Origin of the sequence: Streptomyces sp. NPDC051563 (assembly GCF_044454225.1) — a bacterium.
GTDB lineage: Bacteria > Actinomycetota > Actinomycetes > Streptomycetales > Streptomycetaceae > Streptomyces.
Genome location: NZ_JBITDL010000048.1, coordinates 1 through 14,696 on the forward strand (window position 1 = coordinate 1; position 14,696 = coordinate 14,696).

Sequence of the window (14,696 nt, forward strand, 5' to 3'; positions counted from 1 at the left end):
GAGACCCCATTCGCGTCGACTCCCTCCTCCGCCTTGCGATCCACGGCACCAGACCCCGCTCCCTGATCCGGCCCGATCGACAAGACACCCCCTAGAACCCGTGCGGCAGCCAGGGGGCCACGTCGCCCGCGAAGGCGCGCGAGGCGCGGGCCAGCGCGCCCGGCCGCAGCTCGCGGACCAGACCGGCCGCGCCCAGCGAGTTCAGGGTGACCCCGCCCAGGTAGGCCGCGCCGAGCTCCCGTACCGACAGCTCCAGGTCCGCCGGGTCCTCCGTCCGGGTGCAGAGCGCGGACCCGTCCGCCCCGACGGCCAGCCGCCAACGCCCCGCGTTCCACGGGCAGAAGGCGTCCTCCACCTCCAGCACCGCCTCCAGCGGAGCCCCGTAGGCCCGCGCGGCCAGCGCCGCGGGCAGGTCCACGAGCCGTACGTGCATCGAGTCGCGCAGCCGTGCCTGCGTCCGCCGGACATCGGTGACCAGGTGCAGCACCGCATCGTCCGCCGGCCGCTTGACGGCCCGTACGGTCCAGGTCAGGTCGATGGAGCACACGTAACGCCACAGCGCCGCGTAGGCCGCGGGGTCCAGCGCATCGAGGTCCGACACGTCCACCCGGCCGTCCGAGCCGGTCAGGTCCCACTCGGGCCGCACCCGGTAGCGGGCGTACCCGGCCACCTCGCCGTCCGCCCGCTCGGCGACCACGCACTTCAGGGGAGAGGCGCCGTTGCGCGTCGCCTCCGGGTCCAGCAGCGCCTGCAGCTCCCAGCCCGGCTGCCGGGCCGGCATCCCGGGACGGCCCGCGAGCAGCGCCGCGTACACCCGCTCGCAGTCGGCCAGGGCCTTGCGCGGATCGACCAGCCGCAGCCGTACGTCATCGGTCCCCGGCGGCACGGAGAGCCGTACGCGGGACTTGTCGATCTCCACGGACAGCGAGTACGCGGCGGTGCCGTAGCCGAAGCGCCCGTAGATGGCCGGATCCGATGCCGTCAGCACGGCGATCGGTTCACCACCCGCCCGGACGTCGTCCAATTGGCGCCGCATCAGCGAGGTGAGCACGCCCCGCCTGCGGTGGGTGGGGGAGACGCCCACCATCGTGACCCCGGCGGCCGGGACGAGCGCCCCGCCCGGCACCGAAAGCCGGAAGGAGAAGGCTCCGGCCGTGGCCACGCAGCTCCCGCCGTCCCAGACGCCGAGGGAACGCTCCGTCTCCGTCAGCGACCGGTAGAGCTCCCGCTCCTCGGGGGACTCGGGCACCCCGCCGAACGCCAGTTCCAACTGGTCGTACCAGACATCCCACTCATCCGGCTGCAATACGCGCGTCTCAAGAGGCATACGGCCATCCCTATCAGGGCAATCCGTCCCGGTCGATCTCTTTTCGGTCGCCGATGGGCCCATCTCCGGGGGTACCCCTGCGCGCACACAGCCATGATGGATAGGGTCCCGAAGCAATGGCCGGAGCACACGTGGAGTCCCTCCTGGCCCGGTCCCGCATGGCGTGGCACCGGGCGCGCACGGCGCTGCGCAAATCCGCCGTCGACTACTTCCGCGGCGACGCCTCCGACTGGCTGGCCTTCGGCGGCCTGCTCCTGACCATTCCGGCCATCGCCTGCGGCACGCTGATGATGCCCGTCTGGTTCTCGCCCGCCGCGCTCGTCCTGCCGATCGTGGCCGGCGGCCTGCTCCTGCGCCCCGCCAGCCTGCTCGCCCTGTACGCGGCCTCCGCGGCCGCCCTCATCGTCGAAGCCCTCGTCCTCGGCCCCTACACACAGGGCCCGGCACGGGTCACCCCCGGCACCGTCCTCGTCGTCGCCGCCTGCGGATTCTTCGGCCTGGTCATCGCCCAGTTCCGCAGCCGCGTCGGTGTGCCCTGGCGGCGCGGCGGCACCATGCTCTTCGACCTGCGCGAACGCATCCGGGTCCAGAGCAAGCTGCCCGCCCTGCCGCGCGGCTGGCACCGGGAGATGGCCCTGCGCCCGGCCGGCGGACAGTCCTTCTCCGGCGACTTCGTCGTCGCCGCCCGCACCAACGGCGGCCGCACCCTGGAGATCGTCCTGACCGACGTCTCCGGCAAGGGCATGGAAGCGGGCTCCCGCGCCCTCCTCCTCTCGGGCGCCTTCGGCGGCCTCCTCGGAGCCCTCCCCCCGCACGGCTTCCTGCCCGCCGCCAACGGCTACCTCCTCCGCCAGGACTGGGACGAGGGCTTCGCCACCTCCATCCACCTCGTCCTGGACCTGGAGACCGGCGACTACGAACTCCTCTCCGCCGGCCACCTGCCCGCCCTCCAGCTCTCCGCGGGCACCGGCCGCTGGCAGGAAAAGACCGGCGAAGGCCCGCTCCTCGGCGTCTACGACGGCGCCGAGTTCACTCCCGCCCGCGGCAACCTCCGCCCCGGCGACGTCCTGATGCTCTTCACCGACGGCCTGGTCGAAACCGCCGACCGCGACCTCAGCGAAGGCATCGACCGCCTGACGGGCGAAGCCGACCGCTACGTCGGCGCGGGCTGGGAGGGCGCGGCCTGGCACCTGATCGAAAAGGTGGCCAAGGACGTCAACGACGACCGAGCCCTCCTCCTGATCCGCCGCCACCCCTTCTAACGCTCCGCTCGCACCGCTCGGCCCTGGCGGGCCTCCCGGGCTTCGCGTCGCTGCGCCGGACTCCGTCCGGCGGTGGCTGGTCGGGGCTGGTGCCATGGCCGTCCCGGCGCGGGGTCCGGTGGGCGGGTGCGGCTGGTAGGTGCGCTCTGCGGGGCCGGGGTCCCCTACCCACCCTTCGCCCGTTCCCCGGGGCTCCGCCCCGGACCCGTTGCCGGGTACGGAGGCGTTGCCCCCGGACCCCCGCTCCTCAAACGCCGGAGGTGCTGGATGTGGGCAGGCGTCGCTGAGACCGCCCGTCGGACACGTCCAGCGCACCCGGTCAATTTCGGCCGTCCGGTGCGTCAGGTGGGGTCTGGGCGCAGCGAATCCAGGCGTCCGGCGCCTCAGGTGGGGTCCGGATGCGGCGAATCCAGCTGTCCGGTGCGTCAGGTGGGGTCTGGGCGCAGCGAATCCAGCCGTCCGGCGTTTGAGGACCGGGGTCTGGGGCCGGAGCCCCAGAAGGGGTCCGGGCGAAGCCCGGTACCCCTCCCCAGCCCGTCCGGCGCTTGAGGACCGGGCTCCGGGCAGCGCCCGGGGACCCCCTCAGCCCCGCCGGCGTTTGAGGCGCGGGGTCCGGGCAGCGCCCGGGGAACGGTGGAAGGGCGGGTAGGGGACTCCGCCCCGCAGGGCCGCACCCCGCGTGCCAACGCAGGCGCCCGGCCGGCCCCAGGCGGCACCGCCGCCCCCGCACCGCCGCCCCAGCACCGACCACTCACCTCCGATTGGCCGGTCCACCGCCCCCGGGGCGCCCCCTACCGTGCCCCCATGGACCGCACCCTCGCCGCCGACCTGGCCCGCCTCCCCGAGCTCCTCGACGCCACCCGCGCCACCGCCGCCGCAACCCTCGCAGCCCTCGACGCACGCCCCGTCGTACCAGCACGGACACACGCACACGCACACGCACAGCCACCGGCCCCGGCCCCGACCCCCCACCCGGCGGAGCCCACCCCACCGCTCCCAGAACACGGCACCGGCACCCACACCACCCTCGCAGCCTTCGCGGAGCGCTGGGCGCCGCGCCTGTCGGCCTCCGCCGGCCCCCGCTACCTCGGCTTCGTCACCGGCGGCGCCACCCCCGCCGCCCTCGTGGGCGACTGGCTCACCGCGGTCCACGACCAGAACTCCAACTCCGCCCTGGACGCCGGAGGCCAGGACCTCGAACGCGAAACCGTCACCTGGCTCCGCGAGCTCTTCGGCCTCTCCGCCGCCCACACCGGCACCTTCGTCAGCGGCGCGACGATGTCCAACGCCACCGGCCTGGCCATCGCCCGCGAGTGGCTCGGCGAACGCCTCGGCGTCTCCCCGGCGGAGGACGGCGCGGCCGCGCTCGGCCCGGTCCGCGTCCTGTCGGGCGCCCCGCATTCCTCCATCGCCAAGGCCCTGTCCCTCCTCGGACTCGGCCGCGCCGCCCTGGTCCCCGTACCGACCCTGCCCGGCCGCGAGGCCGTCGATCCGGCCGCCCTGGACCGCGCCCTCGCCGACGCGCCCGGCCGGCCCGCCGTGGTCGTCGCCAACGCCGGCACCGTCAACACCGTGGACTTCGACGACCTCCGCGCCATCGCCGCCCTCCGCGAACGCCACGACTTCTGGCTGCACACGGACGCCGCCTTCGGTGCGTTCGCCGCGCTCTCGCCGGCCCACGCCCACCTCACCGACGGCCTGGACGCCTCCGACTCGCTCTGCGTCGACCTGCACAAGTGGCTCAACGTTCCCTACGACAGCGCCGTCCAGTTCACCCGCCGCCGCGACCTCCAGGCCCGCGTCTTCCAGAACGCCGCCACCTACCTCGGCCCCCTCTCCGCCGAACCCGACCTGGTGCACCTCACCCCGGAGAACTCCCACCGGCTGCGCGCCCTCGCCGCCTGGTTCACGCTGCGCGCCTACGGCCGCGAGGGCCACCGCGAGATCGTGGAACGGGACATCGCCTGCGCCCGCGCCCTCGGCGAATCCCTCACCGCGGACCCGTACTTCACGGTCCTGGCCCCGGTCCGCCTGAACGTCGTCTGCTTCACACTCGCCCACACCCACCCCCACACCCCCACCCCGGCCCGCCTGACGGCGCTGCGCGAAGCGGCCGGCCCGGAGGTCTTCGTCACCCCCACGACCTACGCGGGAACCCCTGCCCTGCGCGCCGCGTTCTCCAACTGGCGCACCACACACGCAGATGTACGCCGGATCGCGCAGGCCCTCCACGCAGCAGCGAAGGAGCTCGGATGAGCAACAGCCCCCTCACCCTCATCGAGGTCGAGGCCCTCGCCCGCGCCGCGCACGAAGGCCAGACGGACAAGTCCGGCCGTCCGTACGCCGAACACCTCGCCGCCGTCGCCGAGGGCGTCCGCACCCGCGGCGGCACCACCGAACAGCAGGCCGCGGCCTGGCTCCACGACGCGATCGAGGACGAGGCCCTCACCGAGGCCTGGCTGGAAGCGTCCGAACTCCCCCAACCGGTCAAGGACATGATCCTGGCCGTCACCAAACGCCCCGGCGAACCGGTCGAGTCCTACACGGCCCGCATCCTCGCCACCCCCGGCGCCCTCCTGGTCAAGGAAGCCGACCTGGCCCACAACACGGATCCCGCCCGCCTCGCGGTCCTCGACGCCGCCACCCGTGACAGGCTGTCCGTGAAGTACACCTATGTCCGCTCCCTCCTCGGTCTGAGCGCCCCCTGACGGAAAAGCGTCACCGTCACTTCGTCACGAGACGGATAGCCGGGGCACGTTGGTGGGAGGATGGAGCATGTGGGGGCGCGCACGGCCGCGCCCCGGGCCGACCAGGGGACGACCGAAGGTGTGATCAGAAGTGGCCATTTCGCTCTCAGTGGTAGTCCTGTTGGCGATCATCCTGGTGGTGCTCGTCCGCGGAGGCCACCTCAAGGCCGGCCCCGCGATCGTCGCGGTCCTCTTCGGCTTCTTCCTCGCCTCGAGCTCCATCGCCCCGGACGTGAACCGCTTCCTGAACTCCCTCGCGGACACCATCGCCGGCATCAAACTCTGACGACCCGTCCCGGGGCCCACGCCGACCACGGCCCCGGCCTCGCCGGTCCCTGTCCGACGGCCGGGAAGCCACGCAGGCGACCCTCAGCGCCCCCGGGAACGACGAAGGGCCAGATCGAGGAAACATCCTCTGACCTGGCCCTTTGCGTCTCTGAGCGGGTGACGGGAATCGAACCCGCGTAGCTAGTTTGGAAGACTAGTGCTCTACCATTGAGCTACACCCGCAGTACGTGCGACGCAGGTCCGGGGACCGCGGCACGAACAGCATCCTAGCGGGTTCCCGAGGGGGATCGCACACCGCATTTCGTGCCCGCGTGGGGTTTTCGCCGAAACTTCGCGCGGCGGAGGGTCCTCGGGCATGTACCCTACGTGTCGCACCGACGGGGTGTGGCGCAGCTTGGTAGCGCGTCCGCTTTGGGAGCGGAAGGTCGTCGGTTCGAATCCGGCCACCCCGACCAGCATGAGGACCGCGCGATCCCTACTCCGGGACCGCGTCGATGATCGCGTTGTGGGCTGATTGCCGCTTGCGGCTACTATGCAAGCTGCGTGCCCGTGTGTCTGATGTACCGGGCCCGATCCGCTGAGAACCGCTAGACCGCGGCGATGAGCAGAGACCCCCAGCAGTCAGCCACAAGGAGACCGAACCGTGAAGAGCGCCGTGGAGACCCTGAACCCGACTCGGGTTCGGCTCACTGTTGAGGTGCCCTTCGAGGAGCTCAAGGACAGCCTCGACGCGGCCTACAAGAAGATCAACCAGCAGGTCACGGTGAAGGGCTTCCGCAAGGGCAAGATCCCGGCCCGCGTCATCGACCAGCGCTTCGGCCGCGGTGCGGTGCTGGAGGAGGCCGTCAACGACGCCCTCCCGAAGTTCTACACCGAGGCCGTCAACGAGGCCGACCTGAACCCGCTGGGCCAGCCCGACGTCGACATCACGGAGCTGAAGGACGGCGAGCTGCTGGCCTTCACCGCCGAGGTCGACATCCGTCCCGCGATCGAGATCCCGGACTACTCCGGCATCGAGGTCACCGTGGACGCCGTCGAGGTCTCGGACGAGGACGTCGAGAAGTCGGTCGAGCAGCTGCGCGGCCGTTTCGCGTCCACCAAGGACGTCGAGCGCGCGGCCGAGGACGGCGACGTCGTCACCATCGACCTCGAGGCCAAGGTCGACGGCGAGGTGCTGGAGGACGGTGTCGCCCAGGACGTCTCCTACACCATCGGCTCGGGTGAGCTTCTCGAAGGCATCGACGAGGCCGTCAAGGGCCTGGAGGCCGGTGGCGAGGCCACCTTCACCTCCCAGCTGAAGGGCGGCTCCGCCGAGGGCAAGGACGCCGAGGTCACCGTCAAGGTCACCAAGGTCTCCGCCCGTGAGCTGCCGGAGCTGGACGACGAGTTCGCCGGCATGGCGAGCGAGTTCGACACCCTGGAGGAGCTGAAGGCGGACAGCCGCAAGCGCCTCGAGAACATGAAGCAGTACGACCAGGCCACGCAGGCCCAGGAGCGCGTCCTGGAGAAGCTGCTGGAGCTCGTCGAGGTCCCGATCCCCGAGAAGCTCCTCGCGGACGAGGTCCAGACCCGCAAGCACAACCTCGAGCACCACCAGCTCGGCCAGATGGGCCTCACCATCGAGAAGTACCTGGAGATCCAGGGCAAGACGGTCGAGGAGTTCGACGCCGAGACCGCCGAGCAGGCGATCAAGGGCATCAAGACCCAGTTCGTCCTCGACGAGCTGGTCAACAAGGAGAAGCTGAACGTGAACCAGGAGGAGCTCACCGAGCACCTCATGCGTCGCGCCGCCTCCTCCGGCATGTCCCCGGACCAGTTCGCCCAGGCCGTCGTCGAGGGTGGCCAGGTTCCGATGCTCGTCGGCGAGGTCGCCCGCGGCAAGGCCCTCGCGGCCGTCGTCGAGGCCGCCAAGGTCACCGACACCAACGGTGAGGTCGTCGACCTCTCCGACGAAGAGGACGAGCTCGAGCAGGCCGCCGAGACCATCGAGAACGCGGTCGAGGCCGACGGCGAGATCGCTGCCGACGAGGCCAAGTAACACCAGGGGTCACCCCCGCTGAGCAGTACCAGAGCACGGCCCGGAGGGCCCGTACGCCATCGCGTCCGGGCCCTTCGGCCTTCCCGCGGGGCGCGTTCCGCATGCCTTCCGCATGGCGTGCGCGTGTCTCCCACGCGCCTGCCGCATGCCCGCCGCATGCCCGCCGCGCGCCTCCCGCGCACCTTCCGCATGTCCTCCGGACGAGCTCCGCGAGACCCCGTGCGGGACCCTCCGTGAGGGGCCTCTGACCTTGCGCTCCGAGCGAACAGTTCGGGAAGCGGGATGGCGTTGTCGTAGCTGCGCGTTAGGGTCCATGAATACGAGGGCACGGGAGTACCCGACGCTGGCGGACATCGTCCGCACGGCAGGTCCGCGCCCCAGAACGAGACGCTGAGACGGCACATGGCCGTCGGAGACGAGCAGGTGGATACGTGACGAATCTGAAGCCTTACGCCGCGGGTGAGCCGTCCATCGGTGGCGGCCTCGGCGACCATGTCTACAACCGGCTGCTCGGCGAGCGCATCATCTTCCTCGGCCAGCAGGTCGACGACGACATCGCCAACAAGATCACCGCGCAGCTCCTGCTCCTGGCCGCCGAGCCGGAGAAGGACATCTACCTGTACATCAACAGCCCCGGTGGCTCGGTGACGGCCGGCATGGCGGTCTACGACACCATGCAGTACATCCCGAACGACGTCGTCACCATCGGCATGGGCATGGCGGCCTCCATGGGCCAGTTCCTGCTCACCGGCGGCACCGCGGGCAAGCGCTTCGCGCTCCCGAACACCGACATCCTGATGCACCAGGGCTCCGCCGGCATCGGCGGCACCGCCTCGGACATCAAGATCCAGGCCCAGTACCTGCTGCGCACCAAGCAGCGCATGGCTGAGATCACCGCCCAGCACTCCGGCCAGACCGTGGAGACGATCATCCGCGACGGTGACCGCGACCGCTGGTACACCGCGGAAGAGGCCAAGGCCTACGGCCTCATCGACGAGATCATCTCCGCCGCATCGCTGGTCCCCGGCGGCGGTGGCACCGGGGCCTGATCCCGGCCCCGGCGTACGGGATCCCGTACGGGGACCCGTACGCCCGCCCGCACCAGGCAAGCCTCAGCCCGCAGAACGCCACCAGGACGGTGAACACCCAGATGCACATGAACAACCTTTCTCCCGCGAGCGGCCTCTACACCGGCGCGCCGGTGGACAACCGCTACGTCGTGCCGCGCTTCGTCGAGCGCACCTCGCAGGGCGTGCGCGAGTACGACCCGTACGCGAAGCTCTTCGAGGAGCGCATCATCTTCCTCGGCGTGCAGATCGACGACGCCTCCGCCAACGACGTCATGGCGCAGCTGCTGTGCCTGGAGTCGATGGACCCGGACCGCGACATCTACCTCTACATCAACAGCCCCGGCGGCTCCTTCACCGCGCTGACGGCGATCTACGACACGATGCAGTTCGTGAAGCCGGACATCTCGACGGTCTGCATGGGCCAGGCGGCCTCCGCCGCCGCGGTCCTGCTCGCCGCCGGTGCGCCCGGCAAGCGCATGGCGCTGCCGAACGCCCGCGTGCTGATCCACCAGCCCTCGGGCGGTACCGGCCGCGAGCAGCTCTCCGACCTGGAGATCGCGGCCAACGAGATCCTGCGCATGCGCGACCAGCTGGAGACCATGCTGGCCACGCACTCCTCGACCCCGATCGAGAAGATCCGCGACGACATCGAGCGCGACAAGATCCTCACGGCCCAGGACGCGCTGGCGTACGGCCTGATCGACCAGGTCGTGGCGACCCGTAAGACTTCGAACTGATCCTTGCCGCCAGTTGGCGCGGGCATGTCGCCGGATTGGGCGATGTGAACCACGTCAAGGGGGCCCCGCTCGGGGCCCCCGGCAAGGTACCGTCGGATATGAGGCACCAGGAGCGCTGAACCAGGCGTCTCCCAGGCGAAGGGGAAGCACCTCGTGGCACGCATCGGTGACGGCGGCGACCTGCTCAAGTGCTCGTTCTGCGGAAAGAGCCAGAAGCAGGTGAAGAAGCTCATCGCGGGACCCGGTGTGTACATCTGCGACGAGTGCATCGACCTCTGCAACGAGATCATCGAAGAGGAACTCGCGGAGACCTCCGAGGTTCGCTGGGAAGAACTTCCCAAGCCCCGTGAGATCTACGAGTTCCTGGAGAGCTACGTCGTCGGCCAGGAGCCGGCGAAGAAGGCGCTCTCCGTCGCGGTGTACAACCACTACAAGCGCGTCCAGGCCGGCGAGAACGGCGGCGGGACGGGCCGTGACGACGCGATCGAGCTCGCGAAGTCCAACATCCTCCTGCTCGGCCCCACGGGCTCGGGCAAGACGCTGCTGGCCCAGACGCTCGCCCGCATGCTCAACGTTCCGTTCGCCATCGCGGACGCGACGGCGCTCACGGAGGCCGGGTACGTCGGCGAGGACGTCGAGAACATCCTGCTCAAGCTGATCCAGGCGGCCGACTACGACGTCAAGAAGGCCGAAACCGGGATCATCTACATCGACGAGATCGACAAGGTCGCCCGCAAGAGCGAGAACCCGTCGATCACCCGCGACGTGAGCGGCGAGGGCGTGCAGCAGGCCCTCCTGAAGATCCTGGAAGGCACCACCGCTTCCGTGCCGCCGCAGGGCGGCCGCAAGCACCCGCACCAGGAGTTCATCCAGATCGACACGACGAACGTGCTGTTCATCGTGGGCGGCGCCTTCTCCGGCCTGGAGCGGATCATCGAGTCCCGCGCCGGCGCCAAGGGCATCGGCTTCGGGGCGACGATCCGCTCGAAGCGCGAGATCGAGGCGAGCAACCAGTTCCAGGAGGTCATGCCGGAGGACCTGGTGAAGTTCGGGATGATCCCCGAGTTCATCGGCCGTCTCCCCGTCATCACCTCGGTGCACAACCTGGACCGCGAGGCCCTGCTCCAGATCCTCATCGAGCCGCGCAACGCCCTGGTCAAGCAGTACCAGCGGCTGTTCGAACTCGACGGTGTCGAGCTGGACTTCGAGCGCGAGGCCCTCGAGGCCATCGCCGACCAGGCGATCCTCCGCCAGACCGGCGCGCGCGGCCTGCGCGCCATCATGGAAGAGGTCCTGATGTCGGTGATGTACGAGGTCCCGTCCCGCAAGGACGTGGCCCGCGTGGTCATCACCTCGGACGTGGTCCGCTCCAACGTCAACCCGACGCTGGTCCCGCGGATCGTCCCGAAGGACCAGGGCCCGCACGAGAAGTCGGCGTAGCCGCCGCAGGCAAGCACGAGGAAGGGCGCCCCCGGTTCGGGGGCGCCCTTCCTCATGTGGTGCGCGTGGGCTGCTACTTCTTCACGCGGGCCGTGTTGTAGAGCTTCGCGGCGAGCTCCGCGGTCTGGTCCAGGGTGTAGCCCGGCTTGCCGGCCAGCACCGAGGTCAGGTCGGTCGCGCTGACCACGCTCAGGGTGCTGTAGTCACCCCAGATGCAGACCGGCAGGGTGAACTCCTTCGGTCCCTTGGCCGTGGTGCTCGTGCCGGTGGAGGTGAACTTCATCTCCTGGCACTTCATCACCGCGCCCTTGAAGCCCGCCGGGGTCGCCGCCTCCGGACTGCCGATCAGCTCCACCTTGGTGGACTTGTCCTTGTTGGCGTTGAGCTTGGCCGTGGCGAAGTAGGCGTCGACCGCCTTCTCCGGATCGGCGATCTCGCCGTAGAGACCGGAGAAGTTCAGGGCCTTGGCCGCCAGCGGGTTGCTCGGGTCACCGGACTGGTACTGCTGCGAGACCTTGGCGGGGTTCTTCACGCCGACGGCCTCGGCTTCCGTCTTGTCCTTGTCGGTGAGGGGGGTGTCCTTGTACTTGGGGTCCTTCTTGAAGTCGTCGACCGCCGCCGGAGGCACCAGCTTGTAGCCCTTGGTGTCCGCGGAGATCGAGGCCGAGGCGCCGCCGCCCTGCGTGAAGTACCAGCCGGCGCCGCCTATCACGGCCACCGCCAGGACCACCGCGATGATCACGCCGGCCTTGGACTTCTTCGGGGGCTGCTGCGGGGGCATCCCGCCGTACGGGGGCTGCTGCTGGTAGCCGCCGTACGGGGCCTGCTGCTGGGGCGGGTAGCCGGGCGGCTGCTGCTGCGGGTAGCCCTGCTGCGGGACGCCCTGGGGGGCCTGCTGCGGGTACCCGTAGCCGGGCTGCTGGCCGTAGGGGCCGGGCTGCTGTCCGTACGGTCCCGGCTGCTGCGGCTGCTGTCCGTAGGGCCCCGGCTGCTGCGGCTGCTGGCCCCCGTACGGTCCCGGCTGGTTGTAGCTCATCCCGCGTCCCCCCATGAGGTTGTTTATCCGTCCCACACATCCTGGCGGAAGCCGGGGCGGCGCAAGGCCCCGGGCCCCCGGAAACCCGGTTTCATGACCGGACCGTTACGGCCCTAAACTGTGGCTCGTGACCGAGAACACGCAGACACCCAGCAGCCCCTACTCCGAACTGCCGACTTCGTACGCGCCGGCCGATGTAGAGGGGAAGCTCTACGAGCGCTGGGTAGAGCGTGGGTACTTCGAGGCGGACGAGAAGAGCGACAAGCCCCCCTTCGCCATCGTCATCCCGCCGCCGAACGTCACCGGAAGCCTCCACCTGGGGCACGCCTTCGAGCACACGCTGATCGACGCCATCACCCGCCGCAAGCGCATGCAGGGCTACGAGACCCTGTGGCAGCCCGGCATGGACCACGCCGGCATCGCGACCCAGAACGTCGTCGAGCGCGAGCTCGCCAAGGAGGGCAAGTCCCGCCACGACCTGGGCCGCGAGGCCTTCGTCGAGCGCGTCTGGCAGTGGAAGGGCGAGTCCGGCGGGCAGATCTCCGGCCAGATGCGCCGCCTCGGCGACGGCGTCGACTGGTCGCGCGAGCGGTTCACCATGGACGAGGGCCTGTCCGAGGCCGTCCAGACCATCTTCAAGAAGCTCTACGACGACGAGCTGATCTACCGCGCCGAGCGCATCATCAACTGGTGCCCCCGCTGTCTCACCGCGATCTCCGACATCGAGGTCGAGTACCAGGACGACGAGGGCGAGCTCGTCTCCATCCGCTACGGCGAGGGCGACGCCTCCATCGTCGTCGCGACGACCCGCGCCGAGACGATGCTGGGTGACACGGCCGTCGCCGTCCACCCCGACGACGAGCGCTACGCGCACCTGGTCGGCACCGAGATCGAGCTGCCGCTCACCGGCCGCCGCATCCCGGTCGTCGCCGACCAGCACGTCGACCCCGAGTTCGGCACCGGCGCCGTCAAGGTGACCCCGGCGCACGACCCGAACGACTTCGAGATCGGCCAGCGCCACGGCCTGCCCAACCTCGCCGTCATGGACGAGCACGCCGTCATCACCGTCCACGGCCCCTTCCAGGGCCTGGACCGGCTGGAGGCCCGTTCCGCCATCGTCGCCGCGCTGCGCGCCGAGGGCCGGATCGTCGCGGAGAAGCGCCCGTACACGCACTCCGTCGGACACTGCTCGCGCTGCAAGACCACCATCGAGCCGCGCCTGTCGCTCCAGTGGTGGGTCAAGGTCGGCCCGCTCGCCAAGGCCGCCGGTGACGCGGTCCGCGACGGCCAGGTCAAGATCCACCCCCAGGAGATGGAGAAGCGCTACTTCGACTGGGTCGACAACCTCCACGACTGGTGCATCTCCCGCCAGCTGTGGTGGGGCCACCGCATCCCCGTCTGGTACGGCCCGAACGGCGAGATCGTCTGCGTCGGCCCCGACGAGCAGCCGCCGAGCGGCGAGGGCTGGACCCAGGACACGGACGTCCTGGACACCTGGTTCTCCTCCGGCCTGTGGCCGTTCTCCACGCTCGGCTGGCCGCAGCAGACCGACAGCCTGGCGAAGTTCTACCCGAACGCCGTCCTGGTCACCGGCTACGACATCCTCTTCTTCTGGGTCGCCCGGATGATGATGTTCGGCCTGTACGCGATGGACGGCACTCCGCCGTTCCACACCATCGCCCTGCACGGCATGGTCCGCGACGAGCGCGGCAAGAAGATGTCGAAGTCCTTCGGCAACGCGGTCAACCCGCTGGACTGGATGGACAAGTACGGCTCCGACGCGGTCCGCTTCACCCTGGCGCGCGGCGCCAACCCGGGTGTCGACGTCCCGATCGGCGAGGACTGGGTCCAGGCCTCCAGCAAGTTCGCCAACAAGATCTGGAACGCCACCCGCTTCGCGATGATGAACGGCGCCACGATCGAGGGCGACCTGCCGTCGGTCGAGGAGATGTCGGCGACCGACCGCTGGATCCTGTCCCGGCTGAACGAGACGGTCGCGCAGGCCGACGCCTTCTACGAGGACTACCAGTTCTCGAAGCTCAGCGAGGCCCTCTACCACTTCGCGTGGGACGAGGTCTTCGACTGGTACGTCGAGCTCTCGAAGACCACCTTCTTCGCGGGCGGAGAGCCCGCCAAGGCCTCGGCCCGGGTCCTCGGCGAGGTCCTCGACGTCATGCTGCGGCTGCTCCACCCGGTGGTCCCCTTCGTCACCGAGACCCTGTGGACCACGCTGACCGGCGGCGAGTCCCTCGTGATCGCCGAATGGCCGAAGGACAGCGGCTTCCGCGACGCGGCCGCCAAGGCCGAGATCGAGGGCATCCAGAGCCTGGTCCGCGAGGTCCGCCGGTTCCGCAAGGAGCAGGGCCTCGACGACAAGCAGAAGGTCCCGGCCCGCCTGGACCTGTCCGCGACCGCGCTGGCCGCCCACGAGGCCGCCATCCGCCAGGTGCTGCGGCTCCAGCCCGAGGGCGAGGCGTTCAGCGCCACCGCGACCCTGCCGGTCGCCGGCGCCACCGTCGCGCTCGACCTGTCGGGCACCATCGACGTGGAGGCGGAGCGCAAGCGGCTGAGCAAGGACCTGGCCGCCGCCGAGAAGGAGAAGCAGCAGGCCGAGGCGAAGCTGGGGAACGAGGCGTTCATCGCCAAGGCCCCCGACAACGTCGTGGACAAGATCAAGGGCCGGCTGAGCAAGGCCGAGGCGGACATCGCCCGGCTGAAGACCCAGCTGGACACCCTGCCGGCCGCCTGACG

The 14,696-nt window shown here is 70.3% G+C and carries 11 protein-coding genes and 2 tRNA genes; 10 read left to right on the forward strand and 3 right to left on the reverse strand.

Annotated features, from left to right (window positions below; all coding sequences use genetic code 11):
* Window positions 1–91 precede the first annotated feature (91 nt).
* On the reverse strand, window positions 92–1,327 hold the full coding sequence (locus ACIA8F_RS36760; protein WP_399385388.1) for a GNAT family N-acetyltransferase: 1,236 nt from the start codon (window positions 1,325–1,327) through the stop codon (window positions 92–94).
* Window positions 1,328–1,443: 116 nt separating this feature from the next.
* On the opposite strand from ACIA8F_RS36760, the gene ACIA8F_RS36765 reads away from it, so the two are divergent.
* The 4 genes from ACIA8F_RS36765 to ACIA8F_RS36780 all read left to right on the forward strand — a co-directional run bounded on the left by ACIA8F_RS36765 (window position 1,444) and on the right by ACIA8F_RS36780 (window position 5,622).
* Window positions 1,444–2,589: a PP2C family protein-serine/threonine phosphatase gene (locus ACIA8F_RS36765; protein WP_399385389.1), complete on the forward strand. Its 1,146-nt coding sequence runs from the start codon at window positions 1,444–1,446 to the stop codon at window positions 2,587–2,589.
* Between the two features lie 804 nt (window positions 2,590–3,393).
* Window positions 3,394–4,845: a pyridoxal phosphate-dependent decarboxylase family protein gene (locus ACIA8F_RS36770; RefSeq protein WP_399385390.1), complete on the forward strand. Its 1,452-nt coding sequence runs from the start codon at window positions 3,394–3,396 to the stop codon at window positions 4,843–4,845.
* Window positions 4,842–5,297 carry an HD domain-containing protein gene (locus ACIA8F_RS36775; protein WP_399385391.1) on the forward strand — a complete coding sequence of 152 codons (456 nt, stop codon included), beginning with the start codon at window positions 4,842–4,844 and terminating at the stop codon, window positions 5,295–5,297. Before ACIA8F_RS36770 ends, ACIA8F_RS36775 begins: the two co-directional genes overlap by 4 nt.
* 130 nt (window positions 5,298–5,427) lie before the next feature.
* Window positions 5,428–5,622: a hypothetical protein gene (locus tag ACIA8F_RS36780; RefSeq protein ID WP_250739483.1), complete on the forward strand. Its 195-nt coding sequence runs from the start codon at window positions 5,428–5,430 to the stop codon at window positions 5,620–5,622.
* A gap of 153 nt (window positions 5,623–5,775) precedes the next feature.
* Here ACIA8F_RS36780 and ACIA8F_RS36785 read toward each other — a convergent pair.
* Window positions 5,776–5,846, reverse strand: a tRNA-Gly gene (locus ACIA8F_RS36785).
* 156 nt (window positions 5,847–6,002) lie between these two features.
* Here ACIA8F_RS36785 and ACIA8F_RS36790 point away from each other — a divergent pair.
* The 5 genes from ACIA8F_RS36790 to clpX all read left to right on the forward strand — a co-directional run bounded on the left by ACIA8F_RS36790 (window position 6,003) and on the right by clpX (window position 10,909).
* Window positions 6,003–6,079, forward strand: a tRNA-Pro gene (locus tag ACIA8F_RS36790).
* A gap of 188 nt (window positions 6,080–6,267) precedes the next feature.
* Complete coding sequence (gene tig, locus ACIA8F_RS36795) at window positions 6,268–7,662, forward strand: trigger factor (RefSeq protein ID WP_399385392.1); 1,395 nt, start codon at window positions 6,268–6,270, stop codon at window positions 7,660–7,662.
* 431 nt (window positions 7,663–8,093) lie between these two features.
* On the forward strand, window positions 8,094–8,711 hold the full coding sequence (locus ACIA8F_RS36800; RefSeq protein ID WP_399385393.1) for an ATP-dependent Clp protease proteolytic subunit: 618 nt from the start codon (window positions 8,094–8,096) through the stop codon (window positions 8,709–8,711).
* A 107-nt stretch (window positions 8,712–8,818) separates the two neighbouring features.
* Window positions 8,819–9,469, forward strand: a complete 651-nt coding sequence (locus ACIA8F_RS36805) for an ATP-dependent Clp protease proteolytic subunit (protein WP_250739479.1) — start codon at window positions 8,819–8,821, stop codon at window positions 9,467–9,469.
* Window positions 9,470–9,622: 153 nt separating this feature from the next.
* A complete protein-coding gene (clpX, locus tag ACIA8F_RS36810) occupies window positions 9,623–10,909 on the forward strand; it encodes an ATP-dependent Clp protease ATP-binding subunit ClpX (protein ID WP_250739478.1) in 1,287 nt (428 codons plus the stop codon).
* Window positions 10,910–10,982: 73 nt separating this feature from the next.
* On the opposite strand, the gene ACIA8F_RS36815 is transcribed toward clpX, so the two are convergent.
* A complete protein-coding gene (locus ACIA8F_RS36815; protein ID WP_399385394.1) occupies window positions 10,983–11,945 on the reverse strand; it encodes a hypothetical protein in 963 nt (320 codons plus the stop codon).
* Window positions 11,946–12,072: 127 nt separating this feature from the next.
* Between ACIA8F_RS36815 and ACIA8F_RS36820 the strand changes: the two genes are divergently transcribed.
* On the forward strand, window positions 12,073–14,694 hold the full coding sequence (locus tag ACIA8F_RS36820; RefSeq protein WP_399385395.1) for a valine--tRNA ligase: 2,622 nt from the start codon (window positions 12,073–12,075) through the stop codon (window positions 14,692–14,694).
* Window positions 14,695–14,696 lie beyond the last annotated feature (2 nt).

Coding starts and splice junctions, on each gene's coding strand:
- ACIA8F_RS36760 (WP_399385388.1), bottom strand. CDS start 1,327: ATGCCTCTTGAGACGCGCGTATTGCAGCCGGATGAGTGGGATGTCTGG.
- ACIA8F_RS36765 (WP_399385389.1), top strand. CDS start 1,444: ATGGCCGGAGCACACGTGGAGTCCCTCCTGGCCCGGTCCCGCATGGCG.
- ACIA8F_RS36770 (WP_399385390.1), top strand. CDS start 3,394: ATGGACCGCACCCTCGCCGCCGACCTGGCCCGCCTCCCCGAGCTCCTC.
- ACIA8F_RS36775 (WP_399385391.1), top strand. CDS start 4,842: ATGAGCAACAGCCCCCTCACCCTCATCGAGGTCGAGGCCCTCGCCCGC.
- ACIA8F_RS36805 (WP_250739479.1), top strand. CDS start 8,819: ATGAACAACCTTTCTCCCGCGAGCGGCCTCTACACCGGCGCGCCGGTG.
- ACIA8F_RS36815 (WP_399385394.1), bottom strand. CDS start 11,945: ATGAGCTACAACCAGCCGGGACCGTACGGGGGCCAGCAGCCGCAGCAG.